A 20,513-nucleotide genomic window follows, 5' to 3' on the forward strand; every position below is an offset into this window, starting at 1 on the left:
GTGGTCATTTACGTTCAAAACGACCAGCGCACCCCGGCATTGTAGCGCCAGCCTTTGACGCCGTTGCCGGCAATCTCTTTGCGGTAATCCGCCTCGGCATACAGCGCCACGTTGTTGATGAGGGTCGCCGTGCCGCCGAAGCCGACGTCCCACATCTGGCCAAATTTGCCGCTGCTGAAGCTCTGGCTCAGGTCACTGTCGCTGGTGCCGACCCTGACCTGCGCCGTACCGCCCCAGCCGCGATAGTAGTTTGCGCGCAGATACGGCGTGTACTGGTTCTGACTGCTGTCCTGCCAGCTGCGCGCCACGCGTGCGCCGAGCCGGCCAATGGTTTGATCGTAATCGTTATAAGAGACGCGCGCGCCGTCAGCATCGGTAAAACTGTCCATGTTCATACGCAGCCAGCTAACCTGTGCCTGCGGTTCCAGGCGCACATCACCCGCCAGCATCAGCGGATAGCCAGACTCGACTGACGCTGTCCAGCCGTGCCCTTTGGGTTTAGCGACCGCTTTCTGCCGCGCAATGTCGGTTTCGCCACGGTAGCCGCTCCAGCTCAGCGAACCATCTACATACCAGCCACTGCTGCGCAGCCAGGTGCCATAAAGTGACAACGTATCGCTATCAAAGCTGGTGGAGCTGTACCCGTCAGCGGCATGCGGGCGAATGCGCGTGTTGCCGCGTGTATAGGCGACGCCGCCACGTACGCTATCTTCAGCGCCATCGGCGCGCAGCAAATTGCCGCCGAGTTGTACGGCGCTGTAGTTGAGGTCGAAATCATAACCCCAGGCGTCCAGCCCGCGATTGCTTCGATACTGCAAATCCGAACCGAGGTAGCGGATAAACATCTCTGCGCTGTCCGCCGGCTGCTGGCGCAGTTCGCCGAGACGCTTATGCAGATCGTCAGTGACTGCCAACGAGTAGTACGCCAGCCCGACCGGTGCGGAGATCCAGGACGGCACCTGCGGCGTGACCGCCGGACGCACCGCCTTAACCGCACTGCCCGCCTGCGGCTGGCACAGCGAGCCATCGCTGCAGATGAAGTTGTTTGCCAGACGATAGTCCCATGCGTTGCCGCCTGCGCTGCTGCCCGGTGCAAAGCTGTACAGACCATACTGCCACGGCCCGGCTGCCACATAGCCATTGCTCAGCCTGAAGCTGTCGGCGCTGGCGCTGCCGGTCACCTGCACCAGTGAGACGCCTTCGCTGGCCGCGATGACATTGTCACGATTAGTGTCCAGCAGCCCGCCGCCCTGCAGGCGGTCATCCACCCAGGTGGTACCGCTGGCGTTACCGTTAACAAGCAGCACGTCGCTGTGGGTGGCTGTCGAATTGAGTTTCAGGCGGCCCTGCGCGGAGGCCAGACTACCTTCGATGGTCAGGGTATTTGCCGCCACATTGCCACCGTTGGTCAGGTCGAGCGTGCCGGCATTATTCACTACCAGCGAATCATTGCTGGCCCCCTGCAGCCGCGCGTTGACGCCATCGCCGGCGAACAGCGTGGATCCGGCATCGATATTGATGGTGCTGTGCGCCAGTTTAATGTTGTCGCTCAGCGTCCACTGCGTATCGATGAAGTTCAGCGTGCTCCAGCCCGCGCCGAGGTTGGTGCCTTTGGTGAGGTCGTCCTGCCGGAACGAACCGCCGCGCGCAGTGAGCTGGCTGAGGTTCAGCGTGCTATCCGCGCCGCCGCTGGTGATATGGCGGGTCTGGTTCAGGCTGATAGCCTGCACTGTCGCCTGATTGGCACTGCCGTCACCCATACTCAGGCCGCCATCCAGCGTGCCGCCCGTAACCAGCAGCGTATCGCTGCCGTTGCCGGTGTTCACTTCGCCCGTGACTTTGCCCGCCAGCAGTGCCACCACATCACGGGTCGCGCCGCCTGCCACTACCACCTGATCGGCGTACGGCGCATCCAGCGTGCCCTGGTTGATAAACACCGTCTCGCCGCCGCGCAAATCAATGAGCGGTGCGACGCGGCTTTGTGAGCGGATGGTGCCCTGGTTGATCACCTGGCTGGCGCTGCGGGTGACAATCGCCGAACCGCCATCAGCATCGCGGATATCAATCAGGCCCTGAGCAATCACCCGTCCACGGGTGTTGGCACGCACGCCGGTGCCGCTGCCGTTGACTTCAATGCGGTAGTCGCGCCCAATCACTAAATCGTTGCCCGTGGTCGATCCATCTGCGTTTTCAAAACGATAGCCGGTACCGCCTGCGCCGACGTGAATCTGCGCGCTACCCGCCGGATCGAACGAGGTGGCAGAGCGAATGCCGGTGCCACCATTGGCCTCGAAGCGCACATTACTCAGCGAAATATCACTGATGCCGGCGCGATTGTTCAGCGCAGTGCCGCTGCCGTAAGCGCCGATGATGATGTCGTTGGCTTCAAAGCGCTGCGCACCGCTGTCGAGCAGCAAACCATCGGCTTTGCCGTAAGCCGCCAGCGTGCTGGCCCCCTGGCCGTCGCCGTAAATTTTCATCGCGCCGCCGGAGCCCACGCGCAGCGCGGCGGTGCCGTCATTCACACGTAAGGTACTGTCGACCGGTACATACTGGCCATAACCGCTGCTGACATCCACACCGGTGCCGCTGGCGACCCTAACCGTGCCGCGGTTGATAAAGTTACCGCCATCGTGCACCCGGCCCCCGGTACTGTTGCGGCCGCGCAAATCTACTACGCCCTGCTGCTGATTAAACAGGCGCGCGTCGCCACTGACATCAAACGCCGTGGCGTTGCGCCCGGTGCCGGTGATGAGCGAGGCGGCGTAGACCTCGGTGCCATCGCCCGTCGCCTGCGCGCCGAGGGTGTTTTTGCCGTTCAGCGCGATTAGGCTGGTAATGATCCCCTGCGCGCGATCGCTGGCGCGCAGCACGGTGGCACCCTTACCGGTGACCTGATAAACATCGGTGCTGGATACCAGCGCATCCGTCCCGCTGACCACAATGCCGGTGCTGTCCCTGCCGCTCAGCGTGACGTTGCCAAAGCCCTGGTTGTACAGCCACGCGCCGTTGCGGATTTCATACAACGTCGAGTTACGACTGCTGACATCAATCGGGCTGCCGTTGACGATCAGGCGTGAGCCGGGATCGAAAGCCTGATAGCCAATTTGCTGTGCGTCATGGAACACCACGCGACTGTTCGTGCCCAGCGTAATACGACCGCCGGCAAAGGCTTTCGCGCCGACCACGTTATCGCCGTACAGATTAATCGTGCCGTTCTGGTTAATCCGCCCCAGCTGGTGATACGAGACCGCACCGAAGGTGGTGGTTTGCTGGGTGCTCTGACCGCTGTAGAGATTAAGCGTGCCGCTATTGTTAATCTCCGTCAGGGTTTTGCCGTCGCCGGCGCCCGGATAGCCATCGGCGAACAGCGCCCGGCCATTACGCAAAATGTTGATATCGCCGCGGTTGTCGACTGTGGCGCCATACTGCGCGTAGATACCCGTTACGCCTTCACCCCGCAGGGAGATAGCGCCACGATTCACCAGCCGCGCATGATTCATCACGGTAAACGGCTGCTGGTTATTGGCGCGGCCGTCTATCGCTGCCTGATTGATCAATAAAGTGTTCGGGTCGAACTGCGTATTAGGGTTAACAACGTTACCCTGCAGCGTATAGCGATTACCGTCAGCGATGGCGACGCGGGCATCAGACCCGTTGAGGTGAATACGCGTTGCGGCATCAATGGTGGCGCGGGCGCCATCAGTGATAGTCAGCCCGCTGGCAAAGCTGGCGATGTTCAGCGTCGCGCCGTGGGTATCAATGTCGGTGCCGGCACCGCTGCCGTACACACCGGTCGCAAACGGGCTGTTCATCGACAAAGTCAGGCCGCGCCCTTCAAAATCCGCTCCCTGCTCGACGCGAAAAATCGTGCCGTTCCACACGGAGGCGCTGTAGCGGCCGTTGGCCGGCAGATTAATGCGCGCATCCGGGCCGATACGGTAGAAACTGATCTGTCCGCTATCCAGCATGCTGTCGCTGCCGCTGGAGGTGGGAATGGCGCGGGCGCTAACGTTGACCGTTGCCTGGCCTTCAGCACGAATCCCGATGCCCGCTTTGCCGCTGAGCCGGATTGGGCCGGTGATATCGGCACTGGCGTGACCGCCCGGTTCGCCAGTTACCCACACCGCCGTATTGTTGGTGCCGCCAAAGCGGTCGGCGTCACCCGCCACGTTGATCGCGCCGCTGGAGAAGGCGTGCGCCTGATTGCCCGCCGTGGCGATCACTTTCAGGCCGGTGCTGTTATAGCCATTCAGATTGAGGGTACCGCGGTTGCCCACCTGGCCGCCGCTGCCGGAATCAATCGCCAGCATGGCGATATTTTCGCGCGGTAGCGCCTGCGCCATACCGTTGACGTCGATAACACCGTTATTCAGTGACACCGCGTTGGGCCCGGCCTCGATGCGCATGCCAACCGCGTTCTCGACTTTTGAGCCGATAACAATACGGCCATCATTGATGGCACGCGAGTCGAGCAGGCCGGAAATGGCGCTGATGCCACCGCCGAGGCTGACCGCGACCTCCTGCGTGACGTCGCCCTTATGATTTTGCGGTGTGCGGCCGAGGTAAATCGTGCCATCGCGCGCGTTGACGAAGCTGCCCTCGCCGCTGAAACTCACCGCTGCTGCTGAGGAGCCGTTCGCCACATCGTGAATGCCGATGTTAATATTGCCGTGGTTGACCGCGCTGCTGCTGCCGAGAAATAAGCCGGCGGTGCCCCACGGCGCATCACCGATATGCACATTGAGCACGCCATTGTTGCGGAACTCACTGTCATAAATCGCTGACACCGCCGTGCCCGCATAGCCGAGGGAATCCTCCGCCACGCCCCGTCCATTGGCGGCGTTGAAAAAACCGCTGTTGATGACACCATTATTGATACCGCGCGCGCCGCTGATCAGCTCCAGTGCGCCCGCTTCGGATGAGAGCGCGTTACTGGTCGCCAGTTTTCCGGCGATAATCGCCGTTGCACCGTTGCTGGCGCGCATCACGGCGCTGGCGCTGTTGGCCACTTCCAGCGTTTTGCCGCGATTGATTTTCACACTGGCTTTCGCGCCATCGGCACTCAGCACCACCTGATCGCCCAGTGCGGCAGCCACTTCATCATCGTAATTACCGGTGCTCATGCGGTAAACCACACGACCGTCGCGCAGGCTGAACGCCTGGTTCAGCGCGGCGTTATAACTTTCCGGGCTCAGGTTGCCGCCACTAATCTGGTCAATCAGCCAGTCGTTATAGTTCCGCAATTCATTGAGATTACTGACGTAGTACGCGTTGCTGCTGCCATCCTTGAGCGTGACATCAAACAGACCGGCGTAGGTCACCACGCCTCCGGCATCAAATGCCAGCCGATCGCCACCGTACGGCGGCGTGGCGGCGGTAAAGCGGATGCGGTTATTACTGTCCCAGTTAATCTGGCCGTTATTACTGCTGGCAAATAACTGACTCTGTTTGGCCGCCATTGACCAGCGATTGGTGCTGGCGTTAGCGGCTGCGCCTTGCTGACCAATATTGATATTTAACCGGCCATTAGTGACTGTCGCCACGCGCGCATCAATATATTGTTTATCGTTCACATCATAATAATCTGGCACTACCGTAGCGCCATTAATTTCCGCCGGCGCAATCATTTCCGCACTGTTATAAACCTGATAGACACGATAACTGCCTGTTTCTTCATCCGGAATACCAATAGCATAATTTTGTGCACCGAGTTGCAGGCGGGGCTCGCCGATTAAATTGTCATTAATAATACGCCCAACCTTTTGTAGTTCACCCAGCGTGACGCTGCTCATGCCACTTTCTCCAGCGGTAAAGCGCGGCACGCCGCTTAGCGTCTGGGTGGAACCATTACATAAGCAATAAGCGCCAACTTTATTGTCGTTGCGCTCGGGAGTGAAAGGTTTTAATACCACCGCCGATACCGGTGTGGCAGGCAGCATTAAGCCCTGCGCAGCAAGCAGGCTTAGTAACAAGGGATTTAATTTAAACACACTATTGTCCTCACCAGAGAAAAGACAAATGCCGCACAGCGAATGCGCAGTGCGGGGAAATAGCGAAGCGAAATATATTGTCGTAATAGCTTACGGCTGGAAATCCGTTGAAATGAGTATTACCGCGATCAGCTTAAAACGTCCAGTTTGACTTAAGGAATTGTGATGACGGCGATAAGCTTTAGGAATTGCGCTAACGGCTTGAGATAATTATCTGGAACTAAAAATGCAGAAAATGGCAAAAATCAGATGGCGGGAAATAATACCCGGCACGCCAGTGGCGGCCGGGCATGATGACAATTACAGTCGCGCTTCGACCGGCACCGCCACTTTTTTATCTTTCGGCTTGAGGCCAAACATGAACGAGGCGAAGCGTGAACGTTTGACGATGGCGTAACACACCGCGCTCAGCGCAATGCCGAGGGCAAAATCGATCAGGACATACAGGACTGACAGGTTATCCGGTAACCAGACATCCAGCAGCCATGAGAAAATGATCACCACCGGATAGTGCAGCAAATAGATGATCAGCGCGGAATCCACAATTGCCGTCAGAATGCGACTCTCTTTCACGTTGATGCGTTCGAAGCTAAACACCAGCCAGTAGGACAGCATCACCGACAGCACGCTGCCCAGCATCACCGGCACATATTTCATCACCCCGGTGATGTGGTTGTGCGCGACGACATAGCAGGCGGCCCACACCGCCAGCACCAGCGCGGCCACCAGCCAGCCATTCATCAGTTTACTGTTGGCGTACCGGGCAATTTTCTCGCGGTTGACGTATAACGCAAAACCGGCGGTGTAGTAGACGAGGAAGCGTGCGGTCACCGGGATGAGCTCGACAAATTCACCGCGGCCTTTCACCAGGAACTTCAGCACGAAGCAGGCGTTACCCAGAATCACCAGTGTGGCGATCAGCATTGGCAACGACATTTTGCCCAACTGACGGGCGCTCCACTGATAAAACGCGCCGGGTACCAGCAGCGACATCACCGACAGCGACACGAGGAACCACAGGTGGTGCATCATGGTATAGCTGTTTAGCCAGCCTTCGAGACTCAGCGGGGTGTTATTCATCTGTCCCGCGATAAAATACATCAGCGGCGGAATAAACAGATAGGCTGATATCAGCGGAATCAGGACGCGCTTACGGCGATTATCCGTAAAGAATTTCTGCCCTTTTCGCAAAATAATCAGCGCGGAGAACATGCCCGAAAGAAAGAAGAACACTTCCATCCTGAAGGTGTGCACCATGCTCAGCAGTGCCGTGAATATTTCCGAGGGATCGCGCTGCGCGACATAATACCAGCCATTCTCTCCCGGCAAACTCCGTGAGGCGTGTAATAACACCCCTTCCAGAATTAGGCCGGCACGCAGCAGATCCAGGCCAATATTACGGCTGGATAAAAAGGATTCTGTTTTCACATTGCACATCCTGAAATGAGTTGTAACGCAATCATAATGATTCAGTCAGAATGCTAACACCGGATTAATCTGTATACATTATGTTTAGAAACGTTTCGGAATTTCGCCATAGTGTAAAGAATGCCACTGTGCAATGGCCATAAAGCTTAAGCCAGAATGTTCTGATGGTAAAAGTTATCGTCAGGCAGCGCATATTCGCAGCTAACCGCCGGAAAAGCAGCGAAAACCCGCTCCTTTACAACAGGTTGTGGATTATCCGGTTCGACTCGCAGTGCGAAAATTCGCTAATCAAACTGCGTTATGTCCTGAAGCAACCATGATGTTTTAAGCAGGCGTCACTGCGGGATTTTCTAGCTGAAGGGAGGCTATTAGGCAGGGATGTTTTTTACCTGATTGAATTTAAATAACTTTTATTCAGCAAGCGGCTTTTTTCTCAGAGTTGACCTAATTTTCACCCCGCAACCGTGCTTTCGGATTGTTGACCCGCAATCTCCCCTGTTAAGGTAATTCGCTTACGGTAAACAACCGATTCTCCATGTAACCTTGAGTATCAAAAGGCGGAAATTTGTTATGCAACGAGCGCTATCTGGCATCGTCACTTTGCTGATTACCACAGCCTGTCTGTGCAATACCGCATTCGCCGAAAGCGGCAAGCCCGATAATAACTTTATTATTGAAGCCTATGGCGGTTCAAGCACGCGTGGCGCTATGGCGATAAAGGAAAATGGCAAATTGCGCGCAATCTATATTAAAGACAATGAGATTGCTCTGATTAACCAATGGTTACAGGAGAAGTATGGCGATGGTATTCGCGTCGTGAATAAAGGCGCGTCCTCATCGCAGGCCATGGACCTGTTAAATGGCAAATATTTCTACAAGAATAATAAAAGCTGGCGCGAAGAGATGAAGAAATCGCCGGCAAAAATCATTTTGCTGAATTTTGCCACCAACGATGCACGCCATTTCCATTTCCGCGATATAGAAAAGGATTACCAGGTTAGCCCGGATAAATATACTCAGGTGATGACACAGCTGATTACTATTGCCCGTGAAGAGGGTAAGCAGGTGATATTACAGGAGCCGCACCCGATTTGTGGCCGCGCGGAGAAATGGCACGTTGCACCTTACGTCACCAAACTGGACGCGCTGGCTAAAGCAGAATCGGTGCCGCTGGCGCGTCAGTATCAGCGCATCCTGCAGATGAAAGACTGGCAGTCGCTGATGTCACCCGACTGTATTCATCCGTCCGAACAGCTGTACCGCATGAAAGCAGAGGAAACTTTTTCGGTGCTGGTCTCCCACTTTAATACCGAGCTGGCTGCTGCCGGGCATGGCAAAACCCCGGATGGCGAGCAGGTGGCGAAACGCTAAGCCGGTGATTGGCTGACCGGTGAAACGGCTTAACGCGATAGTGTAGCGGCATATTAACGGTAGTCTTTACCACCACGCTGTGTTATCCCTCGGGTTGTCGCGGAGGGATAACAATGAATATCAGTTTACTGAGCCAGTGTCCGCAGTTGCTGGATACGGTGGCAGCTATGCTTCATCAGGAGTGGTCCGGGTTTTCTCACTGGCGCGACCGGAGCGCCATTCGTCAGCGCCTGCTGATGCGCAACGCGCATCCGGCAAAAACGTTTACGCTGGTCGCGTTGAATGCAGAAAATGAAGTGCTTGCCACCGCCAGCACGATTCTTCACGAGCTTGATGACATCCATGAACGCCAGTTCTGGATGGGCGAAGTACTGACTGTCGCGGCACACCGCGGTAAAGGCGTGGCCTCTGCTCTGGTATTGCGTTTAATTGAAGAAGCTCGCCAGCGCGATATGGCAGAGTTGTGGCTGTATACGCCGGATCAGCAGGCGTTTTACCGTCGCTATGGCTGGCAGGAAATCGAGCAGCGCATCGTGTCGTCAGAACAGGTTAGCGTGATGCGAAGGGAAATCTTTTAAGGAAAAGAAACAGAGGCAATTGTGCTCCCCGGTGAAGTTGTAATTCTTTGTTTTAATGATGCTTTGATTTAAAACGATTCTTGTAGGTCGTATGTTGGCTACACAAGTATTCCCTGGTCGCCATAAATGGCGACCCTACGGGTTAATTGCACGGTTTTGTAATGTGTTTTAGGTCGCCATAAATGGCGACCCTACAGGGTAACGGCACGTTTTTGTAGGGTGCGCATTGATGCGCACCGGCATTATCAGTTTTTTTTACTGAACGGCATTGCACGCTTTATGGCGGCCCGTCTTACGCTGGCTGCTGCTCCGGGCGTGGTTAACTGACCCGGGCGATTGCTGGCTCAGCTTCTGCGGTGCCGCTGCGCCGTTCAGCGCCAGCGAAGCCGCTCGGCGTCTGGCCGGTGAAGCGGGTGAAAGCAATGCTGAAGGCGCTGGCAGAGCGGTAACCCACCCGTTCAGCCACGTCGGCTACTGACAGGCGGCTGCTGCGCAGCAGATTTTTGGCCAGCGCCATGCGCCACGTCAGCAGATATGCCATCGGCGCCATGCCCACTGCATCGCGAAAACGCACGAAAAACGCCGAGCGCGATAGCGCCGCGTGTTTCGCCAGCTGGGGTACCGTCCAGCCATGGGCAGGCCTGGCGTGGATGGCGCGAATCGCCCCGGCCAGCCGCTCATCGGCCAGTCCCCGCATCACGCCAGGCGATGCATTCGCCGCGGGCATTGCGCGCAGCGCCTCGATCAGCAGTAATTCCAGCAAACGTTCCAGCACAATCTGCCGTGCCGGACGCTGTGCACGGCACTCATCCCTGACCAGCTGCACCAGCGTGGTCAGGCGCGATACGCCACGCACATGAATAAACTGTGGCAGTAACGAGACAATCAATTCCGCGTCGGGTGCGGCAAACTGGCAGTAACCAATCAGCGTCTGAACCTCGGCTGGCTGCTGCCGATCGCCAAGCCACACTTCGCCGGGCGCAAGCATCTCCGGCATCGAATCAGGCGCATCTGCGGCCGGTGGCTGCTCGCTGGTCATGCAAAACTCCCACGCAGCCGGAATCAGGACAAAATCCCCCTGCTCAAGCGCAACCGGAGGATGACCTTTCATTTCCAGCCGGCTGCGCCCCTCCAGAACCACGCAGTAAAACGGCTGGCCGGTCTCACTGCGCTGCACACGCCATAATCCATTGGCACGCGCGCGTTTGGAATAAGCCGCCCCGGGCTGTAACAGTGACACCATTTCGGCGAGCGGATCGATCATAATGGACTCCTGCAAATGAAACCAGGACTGTACGTTGTAGTGAGTCCGGTAGTGGCACTCTATAGTGAGCTCTTACCCAACGCAATGCAGGAGTGAACCATGAAAACCATTTTAATCACCGGCTGCTCTTCTGGTTTTGGTCATGCTACCGCGCTCTGGTTTCTGGAGCGCGGCTGGAAAGTCATCGCCACCATGCGCACCCCGCGCGCCGAACTGTTTCCTGAATCCGCCCATCTGCGCCTGCTGCCACTGGATGTCACCGATGCCACCAGCATCCGGCAAACGTTGGCTGAGGCGGGAGAGATTGATGTGCTGGTCAACAATGCCGGTATCGGATTATTAACTTCGCTGGAAGGCGCGCCGATGTCCTCGGTGCGGGAGGTGTTCGAAACCAACACGCTGGGCACCATCGCCATGACGCAGGCGGTCATCCCGCAGTTCCGCGCGAAAAACAGTGGCATGGTGATCAATGTGACCTCGACGGTGACGCTGAAATCCCTGCCGCTGCTGGCGGTTTATACCGGCAGCAAAGCGGCAGTCAACGCCTTTACCGAGTCGCTGGCGCTGGAACTGCAGCCCTTTAATGTTCAGGTGAGACTGGTATTACCCGGGCTGGCACCCACTACCGACTTTGGCAAAAACGCCCGGCCGCGCATGGAAAACACCTTGCTTGAGCCTTACCAGCCGATGTTTGATGGCATCATCGCCGGTATGCAACAGCCCCAGCCAACCACTAAAGCACAGGACGTTGCCGCTGCCGTGTGGCGTGCCGCGACCGATCCCGCCGCACCGATGCGCATCCCGGCCGGAGAAGATGCCGAAGCTTCGATGAAGCAATACGGTTAGCGATCTTTACGCTGGGCCAGCGCCTGCAGTGCCGCCAGACCGTCGCGCGCCAGCCAGCTTTGCAGCGGGGCAAATAACGGTTCAGGCAGTGCCTCAGGCGCGAACCAGTGCCAGCCTGCGCACTTATCCGGTTCCCGCAGCTGCGGCTCACCGCTGGCGTCCGGCGCTACCATCAACAGCGTAATATAGTGGCGGTTGACCGCCGGAAACACATCGCTGACGAAGGCGCCGTTGTGTACGCTGTGCAGCAGTAAACCGGTCTCCTCCAGCACTTCCCGCCGTGCACAGGCTTCCGGTGATTCACCAAACTCCAGATGGCCGCCCGGCGCCGACCAGTCACCGGCACCGTGGCTGCCTTTACGCTGGCCGAGCAACAGCTTGCCATCGCGGAAAATTAATACGCCAACACCGACCTGGGGGGACATCATTGCTCCTGATTTATCGATCCTCTCACTCTGCACGGTTTATAAAACAGCGTATTCCGTCTGACAATGGTTTCCTGCCGTTATCGCTGGGGGTTGAGTCGCAGCGCCATCAACATCAGTAGCAGCACGCCCGCCGCCATGATCTGCCACGCGCTGTCGAGCGATGCCGCGCGGTCGCGCACGATGCCGGCCATCAGCGGCATCAGCGCGGCCAGCATATAGCCGCCGCCCTGCACAAACGACAGCAGCGCAGTGGCTTCTTCCGGCGTGCGGGCATGATCTAGCGTGACAATCAGCGATAGCGGAAACAGCGCACCAATCCCCAATCCCAGCAGCAGCGTCGGCAACCAGGCGCGTTCGCCGCCCAGCCACAGCAGTGCGATCAGCCCCAGCAGGATGGAAGCCAGCACCAGCACCAGCAGCAGCGGCCAGCGGCGATCGCGGCAGCGATGAATCAGCGCGGAGAGCATAAATCCGGCGGCGACTTCGGTCAGGGTTAATGCGCCCAGCACGTAGCCGCTCTGCGCCGGCAGCCAGCCGTGTTGCATGTAAAATGGTGGCAGCCACGCCAGCACCAGCGTGTATGCACCGGTGCCGATGCCAAAAAACAGCATCAACAGCCAGGCGCGCCGCGTGCGGTGTACGCCGCCGGCCGGTGGCGTGTTTACTCTTGTGGTCACAGGCTGCAGGCACAGCCACAGTATCAATGCGATCAGCGCCGGTAGCGACGGCAGCATCAGTGCAATCGTCAGTCCGGCATGGCTGGCGAGCGGCGCGGCGCTGGCAGCGGCCACTGCGGCTCCGGCCATAATACCGGTGGTGAACAGTGCCATTAACGTACCGGCACGCGAGGCGAAGTGACGTTTGATAAGCGCGGGCATCAGCGCCTGGATCAGCCCGATGCCGCAGCCGGCCAGCAGTGCGCTGGCGGTTAGCATGGCGGCGCTGTGATCAACGCCACGCGCGCCACCCGCGAGCACCAGCACCATCAGGCCAGCGGTAATGCCGCGCGCTTCACCCAGCCTGCGCAGCAGCAGCGGTCCGGCCAGCGCCGCCAGCCCCATCATAATGACCGGCAGCGTCGTCAGCAGGCTCAGCTGCGTGGCACTGAGCCCTGCATCGTGCTGCAGTTGCAGGAACAGCGGTCCGATGGCCGCCATCACCGGACGCAAATTCAGCGCCACCACAAAAACCAGTAAAGCAAACAGGCCAATAGCAGGTAAGGTACGATTCACATTCTGTCTCCATACGCCAAAGTATCTTAACGTTAAGATACTTTGCGGAAGAACGATAGCGGGTGCGCACAAAGCGACACATTACCCGCCGTGAACTAATGAGAATTAACATGACTGACCACGTAGATTTTGTCGTTGCGCAATGGGCCAGCGCCATGCCGGAGCTGGACGCCTCTTCCATGGCGATTTTTGGCCGCATGCTGCGCCTGATGAAACATCTGGCGAAAAAGCGCGCTGAGGCGCTGGCACCCTTTGGTTTTCGCGACGGCGAATTTGATGTGCTGGCGACGCTGCGGCGTGCCGGCGCACCTTACCGGCTGTCGCCCACGCAGCTCTACAAATCGCTGCTGGTCACCTCCGGTGCCATGACCAACCGGCTTAACCGGCTGGAAGAAGAGGGATTGATTGCGCGTGTTGCCGATGCCGATGATAAGCGCAGCACGCTGGTGATGCTGACGCCGGCCGGCCTGGCAAAGATTGAGCAGGCGCTGCAGGTGCATACGCAAACGCAGAACGCGCTGCTGGCCACGCTGGACGATCGGCAGCAGCAGCAGCTTGCCGCCCTGCTGCGTCAGCTGTTGCAGGCAGCCGAACAGTAAGCCGAGCGGGATGTGGCAAAAAATGAATTAATTCAGCGCGTTTTTCGCTATGTTAAGCATCCCACACCGCTTATTTTCGGACTGGCTATGCGTAACAAATATGCCCCTGCGCAAATCTTTATTCACTGGCTGACGCTGTTACTGGTGGCCACCGCTTACTGCACCATGGAGTTTCGCGGCTTATTCACGCGCGGATCCTGGCAAGGCTACACCATGATCGTCGGACATTTCAGCGCCGGCAGTTGTGTGCTGTTGCTGATGCTGTCACGCATTGTGCTGCGTTTTCGCCATCGCAGCCCGAAAATCGAACCCCAGCCGCCACACTGGCAAACCGGACTGGCGCATCTGATGCATCTGGCGATCTATCTGTTCTTTATCGTGCTGCCGATTCTCGGCATCCTTTCGCGCTTCTACATGGGCCGTAACTGGTGGATTTTTGCGATTCCGATGCCGGTCAGCGCCAGCCCGGATCCGGATTTTGCCGATATGCTGAGCGACTGGCACGAAACCCTCGCGCCATACGGCTACTGGCTGATTGGTCTGCACGCGGCGGCCGCGCTGGTGCATCATTATCTGATTAAAGACAATACGTTGCTGCGCATGATGCCGTCACGGCGAAACGGATGAAAGGAATAAGACGGTCGCCTGACGTGGCGACAGTCCTGATTTACGCAGCGTGCCGGCGACTGGTCACCGACCTCAGCTGAGGTGAAAACGTCCCACGGTATGCGCCAGCTGTGCCGCCTGGTCTTCCAGCGAACTGGCGGCGGCTGACATCTGCTGGACCAGCGCGGCGTTCTGCTGGGTGGTGCCATCCATCTCGTTCACCGCGATCGTTACCTGGCTGATGCCGCGCGCCTGCTCGTCTGACGCGGTAACAATCTCGCCGATAATGGTGCGCACCGAGTTCACCGCCTGCGTCATCTCCTGCATGGTTTTACCGGCATCCTGCACCAGCTGCACACCGCTGCCGACGCGCTGCCCGGACTCTTCAATCAGCGCAGCAATATCCTTCACCGCATTGGCGCTGCGCTGTGCCAGATTACGCACTTCCGACGCCACCACGGCAAAACCGCGTCCCTGTTCGCCGGCGCGCGCCGCTTCAACCGCGGCGTTGAGCGCCAGAATGTTGGTCTGGAAGGCGATGCTGTTGATAATGGCGGTGATGTCGCCGATTTTCTTCGCGCTGTCGTCGATTTGCGCCATGGTCTGCACCACCTGGCCCACCAGTGACTCACCGCGACTGGCGATGTGCGTGGCGTTATCGGTCAGCGTCGTCGCCTGATGCGCGTTAGCAGCGTTGTGTTTCACCGTCGCGGTAATCTGCTCCATGCTGGCGGCAGTTTGTTCCAGCGCGGCCGCCTGCTCTTCGGTACGTGACGCGAGGTTGAGGTTGCCGCTGGCGATTTCACCCGCGCCCTGGCGCACCGAGGCGCTGGCATCCTGAATCTGCCCGACAATCTCGCGCAGCTGGTTTTGCATAGTGTGCAAGGCGAAGAACAGACTGCTGCTGTCGCGCGCTTTCAGCGGGATAGCGTTATCCAGTTTGCCATCGGCCACCGCCAGCGCAATGGTGGCTGCGGTCAGTGGCTCACCGCCAATCGGCTTCAGCACTTTGCGACTAAATACCAGCCCAAGCAGTGCGCACACTACCAGGATGCTGATCACCATTAAAATCACCGCGTTAATCAGCTGACGGTGCGCCGCTTCCATCACCTTGCTCACCGGGGCCACCACGCCGAGATACCATTTCTGATCGCTGTTACCGATCACCACCGGCCGCCAGGCTACCAGCGCATCCTCGCCCAGAATAGCGTCATGCTGTTCGGTGACCGTACTGCTGAAATTATGTGTGTCGCCCTTCCAGGCTTTGCTGGTCTGGCTTTTGTCCGGATAAGACACCACATTGCCCGCGCTCGAGAGCAGCATGGCATAACCGCTGCCTTCCCACGGTTTGATGCTGTTCACTTTTTCCTGCAGTGACGCCAGTGAGATATCGGACGTTACCACGCCCCACAGTTTGCCCTGGCTGATAATTGGCGCGGCCACCGAGGTCAGCAGTGTTGGCACACCGTTATAGGCATAGCTATAAGGTTCGATCAGCGTATCTTTCTGGCTTTTCTGCGGCAGCAGATAGTAATCGCCCTGGCCTGGCGTAAAGATTGAGGTCAGCGGATGCAGGGCAAAATTGCCGCCCTGGTCGCGATCGACGAAATAGGCATAACGTCCTTTAGGTGCCGCGCCAGCCTGAGAGGCAAACTCAGCATCGCGTCCGTCAAACGCGTTTTCTTCGAAGATGACCGAAATAGAGAGATAGTCCGGATTATCACGCAGTGCAGAGACCAGCAGCTTATCGGCCACTTTACGGTCCTGCACGCCGGCAGCCGGCAGGGCAATCAGACTGTGGCCGAGGTTGTGTGCGACATCGCGTGCGTAACTCAGCTCCTGCTGGATTTGCAGCGCCTGACTCTGCGCAATCTGCTGTAAGTAACTTTCCGCCAGCGATTTTTGCTCATTGCTGGACTGCCAGCTGAGCACGCCGATAGTCACGGCGAAGCCGAGGGTGATGGTTAAGGCGCCCGTCAGCAGCATTTGTGTGCGGGTGCTCATTTTTTTCTTATTAGATACGGTTGTGGCCATGTCGGCGCTCCTGGTGTTGACACTTTATTACTGAAAAAGAATCACGCCCTGTGCACCTGCATCCCTGTAATCACTCTATCGGCGCACAATCCGGGAACTTGATGGCCTGGCAGGTCCGATCAGAAAACCATCAACCGCTGTTGTGGCGTCGGGTCGCCATTAAAAACGCTAAGACGATGCAGTAAAAAAGAGGGAATTTGATCTGGCGCAAGATCGCCACTTCGTTGTGCTGTCAGGTTATTGCGTACGGGCGCAACGCGCCGCATAACAAGAGGAATGCAACATGGCAGGTAAATTGAGTCTGGCAGGGTTAATGGTGGTCTGGCTGGTGTATGTGGCGTGGATGGTCAGTTACTACTCAGGCACCTTCTCTCTTTTCACGCACTGATCGTTAGCACGGTTCCCAGGCCAGCGCAGAGGCTGGCCCGGATTCAGCAGCAGTGCAAAGCGAACGCGCTGTTCCTCAGGCGGCTTTGACCGCACGCACCTTCTTCTCTTTTTCCGGCGCAGCCGTATCGCTGTCGTCAGCAATGGTTTCGCCGCTGTCTTTCACCGCGTCCGGCAGTTTGCTGGTGCGCAGAATGTGTTGCACCGCGTCTTTCTGTTCGGCCAGCAGCATACCCAGCGCTTCGGCCTGGGCCTCATCCATCGCTGGCTGATGTTGCTGCAGCCAGTCGGTGAACGCGTCGGCCATATCGAGCATCTTGTCCCATGCATCTGCGTCTTTTTTATTGGCAAACGTCATCTTCTCTTCACCCTTTCTGACCACAACATATTTGGTTTCGACTGCCATGATGCACCTCATTTACTGTGTTTATATACAGTATATTTCATTCAGCTTTTTTTCGCCAACGGTTTCTGCTCGCCGTTTAAGCCAGCAGCTCTTCGAGGAAGGTTGCCAGCGCTTTGCGCGGATCGTCCTCTTCAGACACGATCATCTCAATGCCCCACTGCCCCAGTACCTCTTTCGCCACCGGATTATTACGGTTGGTGAACAGGTAGGATTTGGGTCGTGCGGTCGCCAGCCCGGTGCGGCCCCACATTTTGGTCAGGCGATAAAACAGCAGGCGGATATTGAAATCGCTGATGCTGTAGCCAACAAACAGCACGGAGTTACCCATGACATCATGGGTCAGTTTGATATCCAGCGGCGAGTCAAAATAGAGCCGCTCAAAGTAGCTGCTCTCATCCAGCACGATGGAGGTATCATCGTCAAAATCGCCATGAAGTTTAATAATATGGCGCTTATCTTCGGTCAGCGACACCAGATCGGCGGCGTTAGCGACCTTGCTGTACGGCACGTTGTGCGCTTCATGCGCCATCTCCAGCCAGCGGTCGTAATTGGTGGTGTAGATACGCGAGAAATTGCCCTGGGTGATCATGGTGTGGATTTCAGAGCTGCGCACGTCGATGTCCGGACGGTGCCACTCGCGATCCATCCAGCTGCGCAGCGGGCCGAGCGAGCCTTTGCGCTGTTTGTAATATTCCGCCAGCGACAAATGGGTGCCGTAGGTATTGAAGATTTTCGGATCGTAGCCCAGCTCATTAGCCAGATGTGCAATCAGCTCGTGCCACTCCGGCAGTCCGAGATTGCGTGAGATGCCCGCACCGGCGAACAGAATCAGTTTGCCGGCATCGTAAGCGCGTTTGAGTTCCGGTTTCATGCCAGCCCCCGCGAAGTTTTCAGAAAGGTGGCAAAGCGATCCAGCGCCAGGCGGCGCATCGAGATTTCGTTTTTCAGTTCGCCCATTTCAGCGAATGTCTGGGTGTGCCCTTCCGGGATAAAGACGCAGTCCCACTGAAATTCGCGTGGCCCCGCCGGCTCCCGGGCAATGGTGCCGCGCAGCTGGCCTTCAAACTGGTACATTTTGCGCCCGTCACAGTAGCCGAGGACGGTTTTGGCGGTCACGCCCGGGCTGTCCAGTCCGTTCACCAGTTTGGTAAAGCGTTCCGCGTTCAGCCGGCTCCAGAAGATGCGCGTCAGTCCGGCGGGCAGGCCATTGAGCCCATCCAGATACAGACCGGTATGCTCGACAAACAGCGGGCGGCCAATGATTGAAAAGGCTTTAGTCAGTTTGTCACGAACCAGCTCCACCTCATTTTCGGTCTGAATCTCTTCAATACGGCGCGCAATGGGCACCACTTCGACACCCACCGGCTCAAGGATGGTACGCACCTCGGCCAGCTTGAGTTCATTAGCAGATAAGAAACGAATTTTCATTGCAATCAGTATGTTGAAAGTGGGTTAGTCCAACCTGGTGACGCGTATCCGGCTGCGGTTCCGGCTGTTATTGTCCGGCACGCTGTCGCCGCGCCGCGTGGTCATTCTACTCTGCGGCGACGTCACTGGCGAGGAACAATCGGGTCGCGCTGCGCGCGCCTTCGCCGGTATATCGCATCGCTTATCGCTGGCGGCGTTAAATATTGCACCTGAATGCGTTAATAGCGCTATTTGACGCCGCTTATGTCAAATATAAAAATCCGCGCTTAACGCGCAAATAATCTGAAAACAATTATGACAGTCGTCTCGCTTAAATATATTATGTGGCGTTTACACCTTCACGCGTCATGACAATAAAACCCGGAACCGTTTATGAACCCTTTGTTGAGTTCAGCCTGGTCGCGCATCCGTAATCTGCCCTTCATTTTGCAGGGTGATAGCCCGGAAAAAAAGCTCCGCCTGACGCTGCTGATTGCCGGCGTCGCCAGTATCGTGGCTGGTATCTTTATGGCAACACTGAATTTCAGTCGCGGTCATCATGACATTGGCTGTCTGTATATCGCCAGTATAGCGCTGGGGGGCTACATCATCATCGGCGCCTTCAGCGACCGGCTGGAGCGGCATCTGGCGGTCATTACCCATGCGTTATTATTTACCATCATCGTGCTGTTGCTGGTGGATAATCACCACGCTGCCGGCAAGCGTTCAGAATATAACTATCTGGTGGCCTTGATCGTCGGTTCGGCACTGGTGTTGCACCAGCAATCCTTTTATCTGAGTAAAATATTTCCGCTGCTGTGCCTGCTGTGTTATCTGTTTTTTGTCACCACCGGTCTGATCTGGGAAAATAATCGTTTTCATCTCAATATTCCGCAGGAAGCCGTTTTTACCGTTTTCAATTGTGCAGTGCCGGTGACGGCACTGCTGTCGACCGTGTTTACCTATGGCGGCAATTATTCCGCCACCGATCTTATCAAGCGCGAGCTCGCGTCCGCCATTGAGCGCCAGCAGCTGGAGCTCTATTATCAGCCGCAGGTCGATGGCGACAAAAATCTCATCGGTTTTGAAGCGCTGCTGCGCTGGAAGCACCCGGAGAAAGGCTTTATCTCGCCGGAGGTGTTTATCCCGGTAGCCGAAAAAAGCGGGCTGATCATTGATATTGGCAAGTGGGTGCTGGAGCGCATGCTGCAGCAAATCGTCGAGTGGGATCGTGTGCTGCGGCTGCCTCCGCTGGTGTTTTCCATCAATATCAGCCCGCTGCAGTTGATGCACCGCGACTTCACCCATGACACGCTGCTGACGCTGTCGCATTACAAAATCCGTCCCGAGCGGCTGAAGTTTGAAATTACCGAGACCACCTTTATTTACGATCAGCAGCGCATTGGGGATGTCATCAACCACTTCAGCCAGTTAGGGATTAAATGGGCGATCGACGATTTCGGCGTCGGTTACTCTTCGCTTAAGTCGCTGAGTGATTTCGCTATTGATGATATTAAGATTGATAAGTCCCTGATCATGCACATTTTTGAAAACGAATCGGCGGCGATTGTGGTGCAAAAGACCATTGAGCTGTCGCGCGCGATGGGGCTGAACGTTCTGGCGGAAGGGATTGAGAGCGAGGAGTATTTCGAGCACCTGCGCAATAAGGGCTGCCATTTATTCCAGGGCTACCATTTTGCCCGCCCGCTGCCCGCCGCCGAAGCATTGCAGTGGATAAAAAAGCAGGATAAACCGGGCGGGATGACGTATGGACGGATTGCTGTGTCCTCACGCAATACATCACATTGCACGAAACTGTAGCGGCGCGATTCATCGCGCGAATGTTCAGAAGCGCCATGCCCATCCCGACATAGCGCAATGAATTGCGCCGTTACCGCTATTGCCTGTGTTGTTGAACGGGTGAAAACTCATCT

At 57.0% G+C, this 20,513-nt stretch carries 15 protein-coding genes; 6 read left to right on the top strand and 9 right to left on the bottom strand.

From position 1 onward, the window contains the following. Window positions 1–14: 14 nt before the first annotated feature. Window positions 15–5,993 (bottom strand): autotransporter outer membrane beta-barrel domain-containing protein, encoded by a 5,979-nt coding sequence (locus tag AC6I79_RS21965; protein ID WP_498027765.1) that lies wholly within the window; start codon window positions 5,991–5,993, stop codon window positions 15–17. A 300-nt stretch (window positions 5,994–6,293) separates the two neighbouring features. Further along, entirely contained in the window at window positions 6,294–7,421 is a 1,128-nt protein-coding gene (locus tag AC6I79_RS21970; protein ID WP_058759114.1) for an acyltransferase family protein, read from the bottom strand. Between the two features lie 570 nt (window positions 7,422–7,991). Between AC6I79_RS21970 and AC6I79_RS21975 the strand changes: the two genes are divergently transcribed. Together AC6I79_RS21975 and AC6I79_RS21980 are read left to right on the top strand one after the other, a co-directional pair. Beyond that, complete coding sequence (locus AC6I79_RS21975; RefSeq protein ID WP_071813634.1) at window positions 7,992–8,792, top strand: SGNH/GDSL hydrolase family protein; 801 nt, start codon at window positions 7,992–7,994, stop codon at window positions 8,790–8,792. Window positions 8,793–8,905: 113 nt separating this feature from the next. Beyond that, window positions 8,906–9,370 carry a GNAT family N-acetyltransferase gene (locus AC6I79_RS21980; RefSeq protein WP_325924139.1) on the top strand — a complete coding sequence of 155 codons (465 nt, stop codon included), beginning with the start codon at window positions 8,906–8,908 and terminating at the stop codon, window positions 9,368–9,370. Window positions 9,371–9,689: 319 nt separating this feature from the next. Here AC6I79_RS21980 and AC6I79_RS21985 read toward each other — a convergent pair whose 3' ends face one another. Beyond that, entirely contained in the window at window positions 9,690–10,634 is a 945-nt protein-coding gene (locus AC6I79_RS21985; RefSeq protein WP_394516498.1) for an AraC family transcriptional regulator, read from the bottom strand. A 99-nt stretch (window positions 10,635–10,733) separates the two neighbouring features. On the opposite strand from AC6I79_RS21985, the gene AC6I79_RS21990 reads away from it, so the two are divergent. Then, complete coding sequence (locus AC6I79_RS21990; RefSeq protein ID WP_059011255.1) at window positions 10,734–11,480, top strand: SDR family oxidoreductase; 747 nt, start codon at window positions 10,734–10,736, stop codon at window positions 11,478–11,480. Here the strand turns inward: AC6I79_RS21990 and AC6I79_RS21995 are convergent. Both AC6I79_RS21995 and AC6I79_RS22000 read right to left on the bottom strand, forming a co-directional pair. Continuing rightward, on the bottom strand, window positions 11,477–11,905 hold the full coding sequence (locus tag AC6I79_RS21995) for a nucleotide triphosphate diphosphatase NUDT15 (RefSeq protein WP_193750278.1): 429 nt from the start codon (window positions 11,903–11,905) through the stop codon (window positions 11,477–11,479). The two genes, AC6I79_RS21990 and AC6I79_RS21995, sit on opposite strands and share 4 nt — an antisense overlap. Window positions 11,906–11,985: 80 nt before the next feature. Continuing rightward, on the bottom strand, window positions 11,986–13,140 hold the full coding sequence (locus AC6I79_RS22000) for an MFS transporter (protein WP_498027766.1): 1,155 nt from the start codon (window positions 13,138–13,140) through the stop codon (window positions 11,986–11,988). Window positions 13,141–13,250: 110 nt separating this feature from the next. Here AC6I79_RS22000 and AC6I79_RS22005 point away from each other — a divergent pair, with 110 nt between their 5' ends. Both AC6I79_RS22005 and cybB read left to right on the top strand, forming a co-directional pair. Next, window positions 13,251–13,739: a MarR family winged helix-turn-helix transcriptional regulator gene (locus tag AC6I79_RS22005; RefSeq protein WP_021509068.1), complete on the top strand. Its 489-nt coding sequence runs from the start codon at window positions 13,251–13,253 to the stop codon at window positions 13,737–13,739. Between the two features lie 87 nt (window positions 13,740–13,826). Continuing rightward, a complete protein-coding gene (gene cybB, locus AC6I79_RS22010; protein WP_498027767.1) occupies window positions 13,827–14,366 on the top strand; it encodes a cytochrome b561 in 540 nt (179 codons plus the stop codon). A 72-nt stretch (window positions 14,367–14,438) separates the two neighbouring features. Here the strand turns inward: cybB and AC6I79_RS22015 are convergent, their stop codons facing one another. The 4 genes from AC6I79_RS22015 to AC6I79_RS22030 form a co-directional block, all read right to left on the bottom strand. Continuing rightward, window positions 14,439–16,379 carry a methyl-accepting chemotaxis protein gene (locus tag AC6I79_RS22015; protein WP_021509066.1) on the bottom strand — a complete coding sequence of 647 codons (1,941 nt, stop codon included), beginning with the start codon at window positions 16,377–16,379 and terminating at the stop codon, window positions 14,439–14,441. Between the two features lie 463 nt (window positions 16,380–16,842). Continuing rightward, the gene (locus AC6I79_RS22020; RefSeq protein WP_132463056.1) at window positions 16,843–17,172 is read right to left on the bottom strand and encodes a YebG family protein; all 330 of its coding nucleotides are present in this window, start codon (window positions 17,170–17,172) and stop codon (window positions 16,843–16,845) included. Window positions 17,173–17,248: 76 nt separating this feature from the next. Next, window positions 17,249–18,043: an SIR2 family protein gene (locus AC6I79_RS22025; RefSeq protein ID WP_010618046.1), complete on the bottom strand. Its 795-nt coding sequence runs from the start codon at window positions 18,041–18,043 to the stop codon at window positions 17,249–17,251. Then, the gene (locus tag AC6I79_RS22030) at window positions 18,040–18,600 is read right to left on the bottom strand and encodes a non-canonical purine NTP pyrophosphatase (RefSeq protein WP_010618047.1); all 561 of its coding nucleotides are present in this window, start codon (window positions 18,598–18,600) and stop codon (window positions 18,040–18,042) included. Before AC6I79_RS22030 ends, AC6I79_RS22025 begins: the two co-directional genes overlap by 4 nt. A 372-nt stretch (window positions 18,601–18,972) precedes the next feature. On the opposite strand from AC6I79_RS22030, the gene AC6I79_RS22035 reads away from it, so the two are divergent. Beyond that, window positions 18,973–20,400, top strand: coding sequence for a putative bifunctional diguanylate cyclase/phosphodiesterase (locus tag AC6I79_RS22035; protein WP_498027768.1), 1,428 nt, complete (start codon window positions 18,973–18,975; stop codon window positions 20,398–20,400). Window positions 20,401–20,513: the final 113 nt, after the last annotated feature.

This window comes from gamma proteobacterium symbiont of Scutellera amethystina (assembly GCF_059730845.1).